Genomic DNA, 13893 nt, shown 5'->3' with positions numbered 1-13893 from the left:
TCCATATCAGTTAAACGGCGGAATGTTACTGAATATCCTTCAGGATGTCAGTAGCCACAATTTTACAGATCTGCTTTTTTATTTCTTGAATACTGCCGATTGGCTTTATTTTCGTTCATGCTTTCCAGAATTCGGTGATAGTTTTCGTATCTGATTTCACTGATGTCACCGTTTTCTACCGCTTCTCGAATGATACAACCGGGATCATCATCATGTTTACAGTCTCGGAATTTGCAGCCGCCTAAATAGGGGCGAAATTCAACATAAGCTTGCGTAATTTCTTCCGGTGTCAAATGCCATAATCCGAACTCTCTGACCCCGGGAGAATCGATCAAGTCACCGCCTGTCGGAATATGATAGAGCCTCGCAGCTGTGGTGGTATGTTGTCCCAAGCCTGAGTTGGCAGAAACATCCCCTTCTTCAATGACCGTTTCCAGATTTGGCAAAATGGCATTGATCAGACTGGATTTACCGACACCGGACTGACCGACGAAAACATTGATTTTATCTTGTAAGTAGGACTCAAGTTGTTCGAGGCCTTCCCCGGTTTTTCGGCTGACGAAAAGAGACGGGTAACCTAGTTCTTCATAAGTTGTCATCCACTCTTGGAACTCCAACTTCTGCTCTGTGCTGAGTAAATCGACCTTATTCAACACCAAAAGTGGTTGAATGTTCAGTGTCTCCGCGACGATCAAGTAGCGATCAATGATATTCAGCGACAGTTCAGGAAGAACGGAAGAGACAATAATGACTTGATCAATATTGGCAGCAACAGGTTTTAAACCATCGTAGTAATCAGGGCGCGTCAGAATCGAATGTCTTGGTTCAACCGCTTCAACAACACCGGAAATACCGGCCATTATATCTAGCCCTGAACGCCAGATAACCCGGTCGCCAGAAACTAATGTTTCAATGCCTCGGCGCAGGTTACAGCGATGAATTTCCCGAGTTTGTAAATCTTCAATATCAGCATGTTGACCAAAACGACTGATAACCAACCCAGGTTTGGTTGAACCCAGCATCGACTCATCCCATTCTACCGTGGTTTCTTGTTTCAAGCGTTTTGTCTGGTTATGCCGGACACGACGGACTTGTCCTTTGGTTAATTTTTTCTTTTTACCCACAATATTACTTTCACTGTGTTAAAGCTGAGTGGTATGAACCATTGATGTCGCTGACAGCATTCATCGGTTCAAACTATCTCACCGCGTATAATTTGGGTATAGTACATTTTTTATTATCAAACCTATACAGGTAAGTGTAATGGCTTTAAATGATCAAAATCTGATTTGGATTGATTTAGAGATGACAGGTCTCGATCCGGAAGTACACAAGATTATTGAAATTGCCACGATTGTGACAGATAGCGAATTAAACATTCTGGCTGAAGGCCCGGTACTCGCGATTCATCAGTCAGAGCAAGAGTTGGCTAAGATGGATGAATGGTGTGTAACGACGCATACCCAAAGTGGTTTGGTGGAACGGGTGCGGCAAAGTGCGGTGACTGAAGCAGAAGCTGTCCGATTGACAATCAAGTTTTTAGAGCAGTGGGTCCCCAACGGGAAATCACCAATCTGCGGGAACAGTATTGGTCAGGATCGTCGTTTTCTGGTGAAGTATATGCCGGCGTTGGAAGCTTATTTCCATTATCGATATCTGGATGTGAGTACGTTGAAAGAACTGACAAAACGTTGGCAGCCAGAGATTTTGGATGGATTTCATAAGAAGGGAAGCCATTTAGCACTGGATGACATTCGGGAATCGATTGCTGAACTGCAATATTATCGAAAAACAATATTGACGATTTGAATGATTTGAGAGCATTACAATGCGATATTGTTCGCTTTTTCTGCAATCTAAAAAAAAACTCGGTTTTTTTAAATGAAAAGCTTGCATCAGAAAAAAATGCTCTTATAATTCGCAGCCCTAAACGACGTAAAGCGTTGTTTTGTGCGACACTAGCTCAGTTGGTAGAGCGCAACCTTGCCAAGGTTGAGGTCACGGGTTCGAACCCCGTGTGTCGCTCCAGAATACATATTGCTACTTGAGTAGTAATGTGAATGGACGCGGGATGGAGCAGTTTGGTAGCTCGTCGGGCTCATAACCCGAAGGTCGTCGGTTCAAATCCGGCTCCCGCAACCAATTTTAATTTTAGTTAATGACATGCGACACTAGCTCAGTTGGTAGAGCGCAACCTTGCCAAGGTTGAGGTCACGGGTTCGAACCCCGTGTGTCGCTCCAAGTTTCATATTAGCGCTTAAGCGATAATATCATGGACGCGGGATGGAGCAGTTTGGTAGCTCGTCGGGCTCATAACCCGAAGGTCGTCGGTTCAAATCCGGCTCCCGCAACCAATTTTAATTTAGTTTAATGACACGCGACACTAGCTCAGTTGGTAGAGCGCAACCTTGCCAAGGTTGAGGTCACGGGTTCGAACCCCGTGTGTCGCTCCAGTTCAATATTAAAACTAAGTTTTGTCACGCTCTTTCTTCATGCTGTGAAGCATAAACTCCTTACAAAAATATCCAGTCAAACAGGCCGACCAATATACTCCTGTTTCTATCCAATCTGTACACTGACGAACCCTGATGAAATCAGTGTTGTACATGCGATGTCTAATTTTCGCTAACAGAGTTATCCACAGAATCTGATTTGTGGATAAGTCGGTGGGTAATCTATTTTTGGTGAGATGGGAAAAGGGGATAGCAAAAGATCTTGTAAAATAACCGAGTTATAGTTGGATATGCTTATTTCCATTAACTATATGTTTTTAAATGAATTTGGTTATTCTTTGTTGTGATGATCAGTATTTGGGGTTGATCATTTGTGTTATATGCATTGATCCTTGTCATATCTTTGTCATGTGATTAACTCTTCCGATAACAAACAAAAAAAGTGAAAGTGAAAGTTTTTTCCACATCAAAATATTTGGGCATCATGTCAAAATAAGTTGTAATTTTGCTTGAGTTGCTTGCTTGACGGGATTGCGTGCTATGCGTCTCTGGGCAATCCTTTCTGAATAATACGAATCAGCCGCTCATGCTTCCGATTTTGTTCTTGCTGCTGTTTTTGTTGATGCTGCTCTAACGACCAACGGATATGAACATCCAGTAATTCTGTTTCTCCCAGTCGCTTTTCTAAGGCTAGCACAATCCGTTCTGAATAAGGGGCATTTCCCATGGCGATCGCAATATTTCTTAACCATTGCTGGTGGCCGATACGTCGAATCGCTGAACCTTCGGTGTTTTGTAAGAAAGTTTCTTCCTCCCACGCAAATAGCTCGACTAGATCTGGGTGAGCAAAAACATCTCTACGATGAAAGTCCGATTGCTCGGTGAGGGACGCTGAGCGATTCCACGGGCAAACCAACTGACAATCATCACATCCATAAATGCGGTTGCCAATCGCTTTGCGAAACTCAAGTGGGATGACTCCCGAAAATTCAATGGTGAGATAGGAAATGCAGCGTCTCGCATCTACGACGCCGTCAGCGACAATTGCACCGGTAGGACAAGAGGTGACGCACGCTCGACAATGGCCACATTGGTTCTGGCTGGGCTGATCAACCGGCAGTGGGATATCGACCAATAACTCGCCGAGAAAAAACCATGAACCCGCGTCTTGATCCAGAATCAGTGAATGCTTCCCCGTCCAGCCCAGCCCGGCTTTTTGAGCAAGGGGGCGTTCTAGAATCGGAGCTGAATCAACAAAAGGCCGATCATTGAGTTCTCCGACTTCTTGTCTGATTTTATCCCCGAGTTTTTTCAGCTGTTTCCTTACCAGCTTATGGTAATCACGCCCTAATGCATAGCGACTAATATAGGCATGAGTGGGGGTATCCAGATTACTGGCAAAGTGGGCTTGTGGCGGTAAGTAATTCATGCGAACGCTGATAACGCGTATTGTGCCCGAATGAAGTTCTTGCGGTCTTGCCCGCAACATACCGTGACGTGCCATCCAGTCCATATCACCGTGATACCCGGCATCTAGCCAGCGTTGCAGCTCAGCCTCATGTTCGGTGAGATCAACATCACAGATACCGACTTTCTCAAATCCAAGCGCTTGAGCCCAAATTTTGATTTTATCTGCTAATGCTTGATAGTCCATGGTGCTCACTCGGTAAAATGGGACAAGGATCTTAACGGATCCATATGGGTAGATCCAGTGAGTGATCTTAGGGAATGGTGGGTATGTCAGGAATGTTTTTTCCAATCCCTTACAGAAGAATACTTGTCTCTTGATTCCAACCCAGTTTACTATCGGAGTCCGTAAATGAATTTGTTAACAATATAAGAGATCGGATTGATGGAGACGAAGAAGCTGTTATTAAAGGATGAGACTGAAACCGTAAGATTAGGCAGTCGTCTTGCTTTGATATGTTCTCGTCAAACAACGTTCTACTTGCATGGCGATTTAGGGGCAGGAAAAACAACATTGTGCCGAGGCTTTATTCAAGCCTTAGGACATCAGGGGAATGTGAAAAGCCCGACTTACACTTTGGTCGAGCCTTATCAGTTGGAGCAATGGCAAGTCTATCATTTTGACCTCTATCGGTTGGCCGATCCAGAAGAGCTCGAGTTTATGGGCATCCGAGATTATTTTTCCCCTGATGCAATCTGTTTGGTTGAGTGGCCGGAAAAAGGTGCAGGTCTATTGCCCTCGGCTGATATAGAAATAGATATTCGCTATGACGGAGAGAGCCGGATTGTTGTTCTGTCTGCAAACTGTGAATACGGACGAACGTTACTGAGTCAGTTGGAGTTATGAGAAACGTTAAGTACCTTTATTCTTTCATTTTTGTTTTTTTGGGGTTTATTACCTTATCTGTCAGCCAATTTGCGCAGGCGAATTCGATTCAAGGTATTCGAGTTTGGCCCTCTCCGGATGAAACACGTGTTGTCATCGATCTGAGTGAAGAAGCTAATTATAGTTATTTTACGTTGAGTCACCCTAATCGACTGGTGATTGATTTGGTGGATACTGGTATTCGGACCAAGCTACCGATCTCGGTCAACGATAGTGATGTGCTGAAAAAAATCAGAAAGAGTTCTCCCCCAAAGTCAGGTACCTATCGTCTGGTATTCGAACTCAAGAAAAAGGTATCGCCACAAATATTTAAACTGGCTCCCACACCAAAACAGGAATATGGGCATCGTCTTGTAATTGATTTGCCTCACGATGAATCGAGTTCAAATTCTGGTGCTTCCTCTTCTTCAGCGGCTCAGGTCGCGAAAGATGCCTCTCAGTATCAAGGGAATGCCGATATTGTCGTCGCGATTGATGCTGGACACGGTGGAGAAGATCCCGGCTCTATCGGGCCAAAGGGCAAATACGAGAAAAATGTAACCTTAAGTGTGGCGAAAAAGCTTGCCGCCCAACTCAATGCTGTTCCCGGAATGAAAGCGGTACTGACTCGTAAAGGTGATTATTTTGTTAATCTCAACCGACGTTCTGAAATTGCCAGAAAAAATAAAGCGCATCTGTTGATCTCCATTCATGCGGATGCGTTTACGTCTCCACAACCCAGAGGCGCGTCTGTGTTTGTGCTGAATACCCGTCGTGCCAATACCGAAATTGCAAAGTGGGTTGAAGATCATGAACGACAATCTGAGTTGCTTGGTGGGGCCGGTCAGGTTTTGGCGAAAAGAAATAATGACAAAAATATTAGTCAGACTTTATTAGATTTACAATTTAGCCATTCTCAGAAAGAAGGCTATACAGTCGCCAGAGATATCTTGAAAGAGTTAGGGAAGGTGGCCCGACTACATAAAAAAACACCGGTTAATGCGAGTCTTGCAGTATTGAAATCTCCGGATATTCCATCTGTTCTGGTTGAAACCGGGTTTATTTCTAACCCGACAGAAGAGCGTTTGTTATTTCAGAGTAGCCATCAGAATAAGCTCTCGAAAGCGATAGCAAAGGCAGTTGTGAACTACTTTGAAGATCGGCCGCCTGAAGGGACATTGTTTGCCAGCCGTAAAAAAGCCAGAAAACATGTGGTTCAGTCTGGTGAATCTTTGTCTGTGATTGCCCAGAGATATGGTGTGACCACTGCGACATTAATACGTGAGAATCATTTGAAATCATCGATGTTGAAGGTTGGACAGGCTCTCATCATTCCAAGCAGTCATTCGAACCCGATTGTGGTGCCTGAAATCAAAAATCCGGTCGAAACCGAAGTGATTACGCATACGGTTAAACCCGGTGAATACTTGGGGGCCATTGCCAGTAAGTATAAAGTGAGTGTTGGTGCGATACGTAAAGAAAATCGACTTCGATCATCTGTTCTGCGTGTCGGGCAGAAGCTGAAAATTACCGTGAGCCTAAAAGATAAGCCCTTACGAAAACACCAAGTCAAACGTGGTGAATATTTAAGCAAGATTGCAAAAGACTATGGTGTAAGTATCGACAGTATCCGTCAGGCAAACCAGCTACATTCAGATCAGTTAGCGATTAAACAGATACTTATTATTCCCAATAGATAAATCCTATGACGATAAAAATTTTACCTGCTCGGTTGGCAAACCAGATTGCGGCCGGAGAAGTTGTTGAAAGACCGGCCTCTGTCGTAAAAGAGTTGGTTGAAAATAGTCTGGATTCCGGTGCAACCCGAATCGATATTGATATTGAGAAAGGGGGCGCGAAGCTGATCCGTGTCAGAGATAATGGGCATGGGATTGAAAAAGATGAGCTCACGCTTGCCCTCAGTCGTCACGCGACCTCAAAAATTCATTCTCTCGATGATCTGGAAGCGATTATCAGTCTGGGGTTTCGCGGGGAAGCACTGGCAAGTATCAGTTCTGTTTCTCGTCTTTCGTTAACATCGCGTCCGGCAACGCAGGATGAAGCATGGCTGGCTTATAGTGAAGGCCGAGATATGGCCGTGCAACTCCAGCCAGCCGCTCATCCAGTGGGCACCACGGTTGAAGTGTTGGATCTGTTTTTTAATACACCAGCCAGAAGAAAATTTTTACGGACAGAGAAAACTGAATTTACCCATATCGAAGAAGTGCTCAAACGGATTGCATTGAGTCGCTTTGATGTCACAATTTTCCTTAAACATAATGGCAAAATGGTACGTCAGTATCGTGCAGCGCAGACTGAACCGCAAAAAGAAAAACGCATTGCTGCCGTCTGTGGCCAGCCATTTGTCCGACATATGTTGAAGGTTGAACTTGAGCATCAAGGGCTGATATTGCATGGATGGATCTCGACTCCCGAAGGGGCGAGACAACAAAGTGACTTGCAATATTGTTATGTCAACGGCCGTATGATGAAAGATAAACTGATCAATCATGCCATTCGTCAGAGTTACGAAAGGAGTCTAAGTCCTGACCAGTATGCGGCTTATGTGCTGTATATTGAGTTAGATCCGAGACAGGTTGATGTCAATGTTCATCCGGCGAAACATGAAGTGCGTTTTCATCAGGCTCGTTTGGTTCACGATTTTATCTATCAGGCCATCAGCAGCGCGCTTGCACAAGGGCAACATATTGATGAGCCGGAAGTCAGCCGTTCCGCATTTCATCATCAGACGACAGATGAGACCAATGATCAGTCAGAGCCGACCAAACTTTCATCGCAATTACTCGATGCAATTGATAAAACGCCATCTTATCCGGGAAGAGTGAGTTCAGAGGATTCCCGTGATGGTGTCCGGGAAAGCGGGCTTTCCCAGCCTTGGCTGTCACAACCTAGTCGCTCGCCTTCTTCGGCTGGTGGAGGCAGTCCAGGGAACCGGAGTCAAGGCAAAGCGACGTCCCTGAAAGAAGCAAAAATTTATCAGCAATTAATGAGCGTCCCCCATGATTCACCTGATCAGCCGTCATCTATAGCGGATGAACACCATACCCAAAACGAGTTTGATCGCATTGAAACGGATGAAGTCAGGGTTCTGGGCAAAGCTGTTGCTGTGATTCAAGGGAGGTTTCTATTAATGAGCTCCGGGACTTCCTGTTGTATGGTTGCGCTTGTGAGAGCCAATCACTTGCGGTTGCAAAGGCAGCTTGATGCCTCCTCACAATCCCGCAAAGGGCAGCCGCTTTTAGTTCCTCTGTCTTTGAAGGTGGCTCGTGAGCTGCTATCTTGCGCGATATCGTATCAGGACGTTTTCTTACGACTCGGCATTGAGCTGAAAAAGCGTTCCTCCGATACCTTAATGGTGATGAGTGTTCCGCAACCGCTCCGACAGCAGAATTTGCAGAAATTAATTCCAGATCTGGTATCTTACGTCTCTTCTTTAAACCTGAACGATCCATCCGCAGTGCTGGCCTGTGTGACAGAATGGCTGGCCGATTATGCGAACACCGAACAGAGTGACTACACTTTGTCACAAGCGATTCAACTCATCGCTGAAGTTGAGCAGCTTTATTTTGAACAGCTGCCTTTAGAGGATAGGGCGTTTGTTCGTCCGGTGGATTTTTCGGCAACGATTACAGCATTTAACTCATGAGCCAACAACGACCTCTGGCCCTATTTTTAATGGGGCCAACCGCGTCAGGAAAAACTGATTTAGCAATCCGACTCTGTCAGCATTTTCCTATTGAAATCATTAGTGTCGATTCAGCATTGATTTACCGAGGCATGAATATCGGCACCGCCAAACCGACGGCAGCGGAGCTGGCACAGGCGCCTCATCGGTTGATTGATATTCTGGAACCGGAAATGGCCTATTCAGCGGCTGATTTTCGTCGGGATGCGCTTCAACATATGCAAGACATTGTGCAGAACGGTAAGATTCCACTCTTGGTTGGTGGCACGATGCTGTATTTTAAAGCCTTACTCGAAGGGTTGTCCCCTTTACCGGCAGCCAACGCTGAGATTCGACAACAGATTGAACAAGAAGCTGCCGATTCAGGATGGTCGGCTCTTCACCAACAACTTGCTGAGATTGATCCAGAATCGGCGGAGCGGATCCACCCGAATGATCCGCAAAGGTTATCCAGAGCATTAGAAGTTTATCGAATTTCTGGAAAAACTTTGACGGAATTGACGCGAACAAAGGGAGAAGTGCTACCATTTGATGTGGTACAGTTCGCGATTGCGCCTCAGGAACGATCCGAGCTTCACCGGCGAATTGAAATTCGCTTTAACCAGATGATCAAAGCCGGATTTGAAGATGAGGTCAAAGCGTTATATGCTCGTCAAGAGCTTCATGCTGATTTGCCTTCTATTCGTTGTGTCGGTTACCGACAGATGTGGGAGTATTTAGACGGGAATTGTTCGCTTGATGAAGCAATTTATCGTGGTATTTGTGCCACTCGTCAATTAGCCAAACGCCAGATCACATGGCTCCGTAGCTGGAATGATCTGACTTGGCTGGATAGCGATAATATTGACCAAGCGTATGAAATTATATCGAATTCGATAGCTTCTTATCGAATACGCTGTGTATAATGTGATCGTTTTTGTGTCGTACATCCTTTATGGACATGTCACTTGAAATTTTGGTTCAGAAGCGCCATAACTTGAGTGTCTCAGGATGTTACTTTATTCGTTTAGCTCGGATGCAAAGGCTGCACAAAGCTTGGTGTACCACTAGCTAAATAATTAATACAAATAGAAAATAAGGAAAATAAAATGGCTAAGGGGCAATCTCTACAAGACCCATTCTTAAATGCATTACGTCGCGAGCGTATTCCTGTATCCATTTATTTGGTCAATGGTATTAAATTGCAGGGACAGATCGAATCGTTTGATCAGTTTGTTATTCTGTTGAAAAATACAGTGAATCAGATGGTATATAAGCACGCTATTTCAACTGTTGTTCCAGCCCGTGCGGTAAGCCATCATGGTGATCGTCCTGCTAACGAGCGTTCATCAGATAAATCAGACGATTAATCATATACAATATCTTATAAGGAGTTGATAGCTTGTTTGACCGTTATGAAGCCGGTGAGCGAGCCGTACTTGTTCATATCAACTTTACGCAAGAAGGGGAGTGGGAAGATCTCAGCGAATGTGAAATGCTGGTTAGTTCCGCTGGAGTCACGACACTACAAGTGATAACAGGTAGTCGTCAGGCTCCGCACCCCAAATACTACGTCGGTGAGGGTAAAGCTCAGGAAATCGCACACGCTGTGATGCAAACTGAAGCTGAAATCGTGATCTTCAATCATGCCCTTTCTCCTGCCCAAGAGCGCAACCTTGAAAAGTTGTGTCAATGTCGAGTGATTGATCGTACTGGTTTGATCCTTGATATCTTTGCTCAGCGAGCACGAACCCATGAAGGGAAGCTACAAGTCGAACTTGCCCAGCTTCGCCATTTGTCAACTCGATTGGTTCGGGGTTGGACACACCTTGAACGCCAGAAAGGCGGGATTGGTCTTCGGGGGCCCGGAGAAACACAGCTAGAAACAGACCGACGTCTATTGCGTGAACGGATTAAAGCGATACTGCGTCGCTTAGACAAAGTTGCGAAACAACGAGAACAAGGGCGTAGAGCTCGAAACCGTGCTGAAGTACCGACGATATCACTCGTTGGTTATACAAATGCTGGTAAATCAACACTATTTAACTGCATTACCGAGGCTGGTGTTTATGCTGCCGATCAGCTATTTGCAACACTAGATCCTACATTGAGAAGAATTCGACTCGAAGATGTGGGCAATGCAATTTTGGCCGATACGGTGGGATTTATTCGTCATTTGCCCCACGATTTGGTGGCGGCTTTTAAGGCAACATTACAAGAAACTCAAGAAGCTGACATTTTGTTACATGTTGTAGATGCAAGTGATGAGCGTTTTCGTGACAATATAAGAGCTGTCGATGATGTGCTTGCTGAAATTGAAGCAGATGAAGTTCCGGTTCTGCTGGTAATGAACAAGATCGACAATATGGAAAGTCAGCAACCCAGAATTGAACGAGATGACGAAGGTGTCCCTCGAATCGTTTGGGTTTCAGCAATGGAAGGACTCGGTATTGAGCTACTTTTCCAAGCGCTGACAGAACGTTTAGCCGGACAAATCGTTCAATATCAACTGTGTATTCCACCTGAACATCAGGGCCGTATGCGCAGCTTCTTCTTCAAGAATCGATCAATTTTGCAGGAATCATATGATCAACAAGGGAATTTATTAATTTCTATTCGTATGCAACAGACGGATTGGTCTAGACTAGAAAAAAGAGAACACGCAGTTTTATGTGACTTTATAGTTACTTAAAGGACTGCTACAGTATAACGTCATATCAAATGATGGAGATTACTAATGGCGTGGAATGAGCCTGGTAATAACAACGGTAATGATAATAATGACCGTGATAAAGATCCGTGGGGCAATAAGGACCATGGTGACCGTGGTGGACGTGATCAGGGGCCGCCGGATCTGGACGAAGTCTTCAATAAACTGAGCCAAAAAATTAGCGGTAAATTTGGTAAGAAAGGAGGAGGTAATAAAGGATCCTCTTTTCCCGGTGGTGGTTCTATTGGATTTGGAATCATTGCTGTTATCGCCGTTGCAGTTTGGTTTTTCTCCGGATTTTATACCATCGGTGAAGCTGAGCGAGGCGTATTACTGAGATTGGGTAAGTTCGATCACATTGTTAATCCAGGTCTGAACTGGCGAGCTCGCTTTATCGATGAAGTTGAACCTGTCAATGTGCAGGCCATCCGTTCATTACGGGCGCAGGGGTTGATGCTGACAAAAGATGAGAATGTGGTCACCGTCGGTATGGATATTCAGTATCGGGTGGCGGATCCATATAAGTATCTTTATCAAGTCACGAGTGCTGATGATAGTTTACGTCAAGCGACTGACTCTGCATTACGCGCCGTCATTGGTGACTCATTGATGGATAGCATTTTGACCAGTGGCCGTCAGAAGATTCGCGAAACGACGCAAGACACATTGAATGACATCATTAAGAAATATGATATGGGCTTAATGATTGTTGATGTGAACTTCCAGTCAGCGCGTCCTCCGGAACAGGTTAAAGATGCGTTTGATGATGCAATTGCAGCCCGAGAGGATGAAGAACGCTTCATTCGTGAAGCTGAAGCCTATAAAAATGAGGTGATTCCTAAAGCGACTGGACGTGCAGAGCGTGTGAAAAAAGAAGCTCAAGGGTATAGTGAACGGGTGTTAAATGAAGCCACCGGTCGGGTTGCTCAGTTTGACAAACTGCTTCCTGAATATAAAGCGGCTCCGGAAGTGACAAGAAACCGTTTGTACCTTGATACGATGCAAGCTGTTTATACTCATTCATCGAAAATTCTGATTGATTCGAAATCGAGTGGTAACTTGCTCTATTTGCCAATTGATAAATTATCAGGGCAAGGAGATACGCAGACCAAGAGAGATTTGAAATCATCTCCGCTCTATGATCATATCGAACTTGAATCACAGAAAAGTGGTAAGCAAGATGAATCACAGCCACGCACTGGTTCACGACAAGGGAGATACTAAGAATGCGTAAGTTAATAATCCCTGTATTGGTGCTATTTCTGATTGTTTTTCTCATGTCTGTATTTGTCATTCATGAAGGAGAGCGCGGCATCGTTGTTCGTTTTGGACGAATTTTAAAAGACGGCGAAATTGCACGTGTCTATGAACCGGGACTGCATTTTAAAATGCCGTTATTTGACCGAGTCAAAGTGCTTGAAGCCCGAATCCAGACAATGGATGGTCGTTCCGACCGATTTGTGACCGCAGAGAAAAAAGATGTCATCATCGATTCTTATGTGAAGTGGCGGATTCAGAATTTTGGTACCTATTATTTGGCAACAGGGGGCGGGAGTGCTTTAACAGCTCAAGCGCTGTTGGAAAGAAAGGTAACTGACGTATTACGTTCTGAAATCGGTTCTCGGGAGATTAAACAGATCGTATCTGGTCCATTGAATGATAATGTTCTGCCTGATAGCGAAGATGCGGAAGTCGTGACCACGGAAGCGGCAAAGGAAGCTTTGAAAATAGATGGTCAGCGAGACCAGATTATGGAAGAAGTTTTGTTAAGTACCCGTGAAAGTGCAATGAAAGATTTGGGTGTCTATGTTGTTGATTTTCGGATGAAAAAAATCAATTTACCGGATGAGATTAGTGAGTCGATTTACAAGCGGATGAGAGCGGAACGTGAGTCTGTCGCGCGTAAACACCGTTCACAAGGTCGTGAGAAGGCTGAAATCATTAAGGCTCAGGCTGAGCTTGAAGTGGCCACGATTCTTGCAGAAGCTGATAAAACAGCTCGTGTAACGCGTGGTGAAGCAGATGCGAAAGCCGCTAAAATTTATGCGGACTCATACAGTAAAGCACCTGAATTCTTTACTTTCCTGCGTTCTTTAAAGGCTTATGAAGAGTCTTTCGGTCAGAAAAGTGATATTTTGGTTCTAGATCCGGACAGCGAGTTTTTCCGTTATATGAAGAACTCAAAGGGTAAAAGTACTAAATAAGTACCAAGCATAGTATAAAGGCTCCTTTCGGAGCCTTTATTTTTGGAATTAAATTTTATGTCTCATTCAATATGGTTGGCAATCGGTTTATTGCTGATTGCTGAAGGACTTGGCCCATTACTTACACCCAATGGCTGGCGTCGAATGCTTTCCCAGTTAAGCCAGCAACCGAATTCTCTGCTAAGACGTATCGGTGGCTGTTTAGTTGTTGCCGGTATTGTGATTGTCTATTTTTATCTGTATTAGATTGATGAGATCCTGACTTATTCTTGGTCACATCAATAATGAGGCGGTGGTGTTTCTTGAGATTGATCTGCCATCGGTGACTCGTTCACGTTCTTGAGCTTCCCTGCAATGAACTTCATCTGGTCCTGCATCCGGGAAATGGTCTGCTGTTGTTGGCTGAGAGCTTGATTGAGCACTTCGATGGTATCTTCCTGAAATGCTAATTGGCACTCCAAATCATTGATTCGAGTTTCTAATCGTTCTACTTCTTCTGCGGCCATTTT

The 13893-nt window shown here is 44.6% G+C and carries 13 protein-coding genes and 5 tRNA genes; 15 read left to right on the top strand and 3 right to left on the bottom strand.

Going from position 1 to position 13893, the window contains the following annotated elements; genetic code table 11:
• Positions 1-62: 62 nt before the first annotated feature.
• Positions 63-1124, bottom strand: coding sequence for a small ribosomal subunit biogenesis GTPase RsgA (gene rsgA / locus MKS89_RS14055; RefSeq protein WP_072963372.1), 1062 nt, complete (start codon positions 1122-1124; stop codon positions 63-65).
• Positions 1125-1263: 139 nt separating this feature from the next.
• Here rsgA and orn point away from each other — a divergent pair, with 139 nt between their 5' ends.
• The 6 genes from orn (at position 1264) to MKS89_RS14025 (ending at position 2453) form a co-directional block, all read left to right on the top strand.
• On the top strand, positions 1264-1809 hold the full coding sequence (orn, locus tag MKS89_RS14050; protein WP_072963369.1) for an oligoribonuclease: 546 nt from the start codon (positions 1264-1266) through the stop codon (positions 1807-1809).
• Positions 1810-1952: 143 nt separating this feature from the next.
• Positions 1953-2028, top strand: a tRNA-Gly gene (locus MKS89_RS14045).
• Positions 2029-2065: 37 nt separating this feature from the next.
• Positions 2066-2142, top strand: a tRNA-Met gene (locus MKS89_RS14040).
• A 23-nt stretch (positions 2143-2165) separates the two neighbouring features.
• Positions 2166-2241, top strand: a tRNA-Gly gene (locus MKS89_RS14035).
• Positions 2242-2277: 36 nt separating this feature from the next.
• Positions 2278-2354, top strand: a tRNA-Met gene (locus MKS89_RS14030).
• A 23-nt stretch (positions 2355-2377) separates the two neighbouring features.
• Positions 2378-2453: transfer RNA gene (locus MKS89_RS14025), tRNA-Gly, on the top strand.
• 538 nt (positions 2454-2991) lie between these two features.
• On the opposite strand, the gene queG is transcribed toward MKS89_RS14025, so the two are convergent.
• The gene (gene queG / locus MKS89_RS14020) at positions 2992-4107 is read right to left on the bottom strand and encodes a tRNA epoxyqueuosine(34) reductase QueG (protein ID WP_072963366.1); all 1116 of its coding nucleotides are present in this window, start codon (positions 4105-4107) and stop codon (positions 2992-2994) included.
• A 198-nt stretch (positions 4108-4305) separates the two neighbouring features.
• Here queG and tsaE point away from each other — a divergent pair, with 198 nt between their 5' ends.
• The 9 genes from tsaE (at position 4306) to MKS89_RS13975 (ending at position 13630) form a co-directional block, all read left to right on the top strand.
• A complete protein-coding gene (gene tsaE, locus MKS89_RS14015) occupies positions 4306-4767 on the top strand; it encodes a tRNA (adenosine(37)-N6)-threonylcarbamoyltransferase complex ATPase subunit type 1 TsaE (RefSeq protein ID WP_072963363.1) in 462 nt (153 codons plus the stop codon).
• Complete coding sequence (locus tag MKS89_RS14010) at positions 4764-6485, top strand: N-acetylmuramoyl-L-alanine amidase (protein ID WP_072963362.1); 1722 nt, start codon at positions 4764-4766, stop codon at positions 6483-6485. The genes tsaE and MKS89_RS14010 overlap by 4 nt, the downstream gene beginning before the upstream one ends.
• 5 nt (positions 6486-6490) lie before the next feature.
• A complete protein-coding gene (gene mutL / locus MKS89_RS14005; RefSeq protein WP_072963359.1) occupies positions 6491-8452 on the top strand; it encodes a DNA mismatch repair endonuclease MutL in 1962 nt (653 codons plus the stop codon).
• Positions 8449-9396, top strand: a complete 948-nt coding sequence (gene miaA / locus MKS89_RS14000) for a tRNA (adenosine(37)-N6)-dimethylallyltransferase MiaA (protein ID WP_072963356.1) — start codon at positions 8449-8451, stop codon at positions 9394-9396. The genes mutL and miaA overlap by 4 nt, the downstream gene beginning before the upstream one ends.
• Positions 9397-9579: 183 nt before the next feature.
• Positions 9580-9840 (top strand): RNA chaperone Hfq, encoded by a 261-nt coding sequence (hfq, locus tag MKS89_RS13995; protein ID WP_021021730.1) that lies wholly within the window; start codon positions 9580-9582, stop codon positions 9838-9840.
• Positions 9841-9872: 32 nt separating this feature from the next.
• Complete coding sequence (gene hflX, locus MKS89_RS13990; RefSeq protein WP_072963353.1) at positions 9873-11162, top strand: ribosome rescue GTPase HflX; 1290 nt, start codon at positions 9873-9875, stop codon at positions 11160-11162.
• Between the two features lie 45 nt (positions 11163-11207).
• Positions 11208-12404 (top strand): FtsH protease activity modulator HflK, encoded by a 1197-nt coding sequence (hflK, locus tag MKS89_RS13985; RefSeq protein ID WP_072963351.1) that lies wholly within the window; start codon positions 11208-11210, stop codon positions 12402-12404.
• Between the two features lie 2 nt (positions 12405-12406).
• Positions 12407-13384 (top strand): protease modulator HflC, encoded by a 978-nt coding sequence (gene hflC / locus MKS89_RS13980; protein ID WP_072963348.1) that lies wholly within the window; start codon positions 12407-12409, stop codon positions 13382-13384.
• A 57-nt stretch (positions 13385-13441) separates the two neighbouring features.
• Positions 13442-13630 (top strand): DUF2065 domain-containing protein, encoded by a 189-nt coding sequence (locus MKS89_RS13975; protein WP_072963347.1) that lies wholly within the window; start codon positions 13442-13444, stop codon positions 13628-13630.
• A gap of 32 nt (positions 13631-13662) precedes the next feature.
• Here MKS89_RS13975 and MKS89_RS13970 read toward each other — a convergent pair whose 3' ends face one another.
• On the bottom strand, positions 13663-13890 hold the full coding sequence (locus MKS89_RS13970; protein ID WP_072963344.1) for a SlyX family protein: 228 nt from the start codon (positions 13888-13890) through the stop codon (positions 13663-13665).
• Between the last annotated feature and the right edge of the window lie 3 nt (positions 13891-13893).

Source organism: Vibrio gazogenes (assembly GCF_023920225.1).
Lineage (GTDB): Bacteria > Pseudomonadota > Gammaproteobacteria > Enterobacterales > Vibrionaceae > Vibrio > Vibrio gazogenes.
This window is presented reverse-complemented; position numbering and strand designations above follow the sequence as displayed.

Bases quoted from the DNA above. Each gene is read 5' to 3' on its own strand.
- hflK (WP_072963351.1), top strand. From the start codon at position 11,208: ATGGCGTGGAATGAGCCTGGTAATAACAACGGTAATGATAATAATGAC.
- MKS89_RS13975 (WP_072963347.1), top strand. From the start codon at position 13,442: ATGTCTCATTCAATATGGTTGGCAATCGGTTTATTGCTGATTGCTGAA.
- hfq (WP_021021730.1), top strand. From the start codon at position 9,580: ATGGCTAAGGGGCAATCTCTACAAGACCCATTCTTAAATGCATTACGT.
- MKS89_RS13970 (WP_072963344.1), bottom strand. From the start codon at position 13,890: ATGGCCGCAGAAGAAGTAGAACGATTAGAAACTCGAATCAATGATTTG.
- hflC (WP_072963348.1), top strand. From the start codon at position 12,407: ATGCGTAAGTTAATAATCCCTGTATTGGTGCTATTTCTGATTGTTTTT.
- mutL (WP_072963359.1), top strand. From the start codon at position 6,491: ATGACGATAAAAATTTTACCTGCTCGGTTGGCAAACCAGATTGCGGCC.
- orn (WP_072963369.1), top strand. From the start codon at position 1,264: ATGGCTTTAAATGATCAAAATCTGATTTGGATTGATTTAGAGATGACA.
- MKS89_RS14010 (WP_072963362.1), top strand. From the start codon at position 4,764: ATGAGAAACGTTAAGTACCTTTATTCTTTCATTTTTGTTTTTTTGGGG.
- queG (WP_072963366.1), bottom strand. From the start codon at position 4,107: ATGGACTATCAAGCATTAGCAGATAAAATCAAAATTTGGGCTCAAGCG.
- miaA (WP_072963356.1), top strand. From the start codon at position 8,449: ATGAGCCAACAACGACCTCTGGCCCTATTTTTAATGGGGCCAACCGCG.
- tsaE (WP_072963363.1), top strand. From the start codon at position 4,306: ATGGAGACGAAGAAGCTGTTATTAAAGGATGAGACTGAAACCGTAAGA.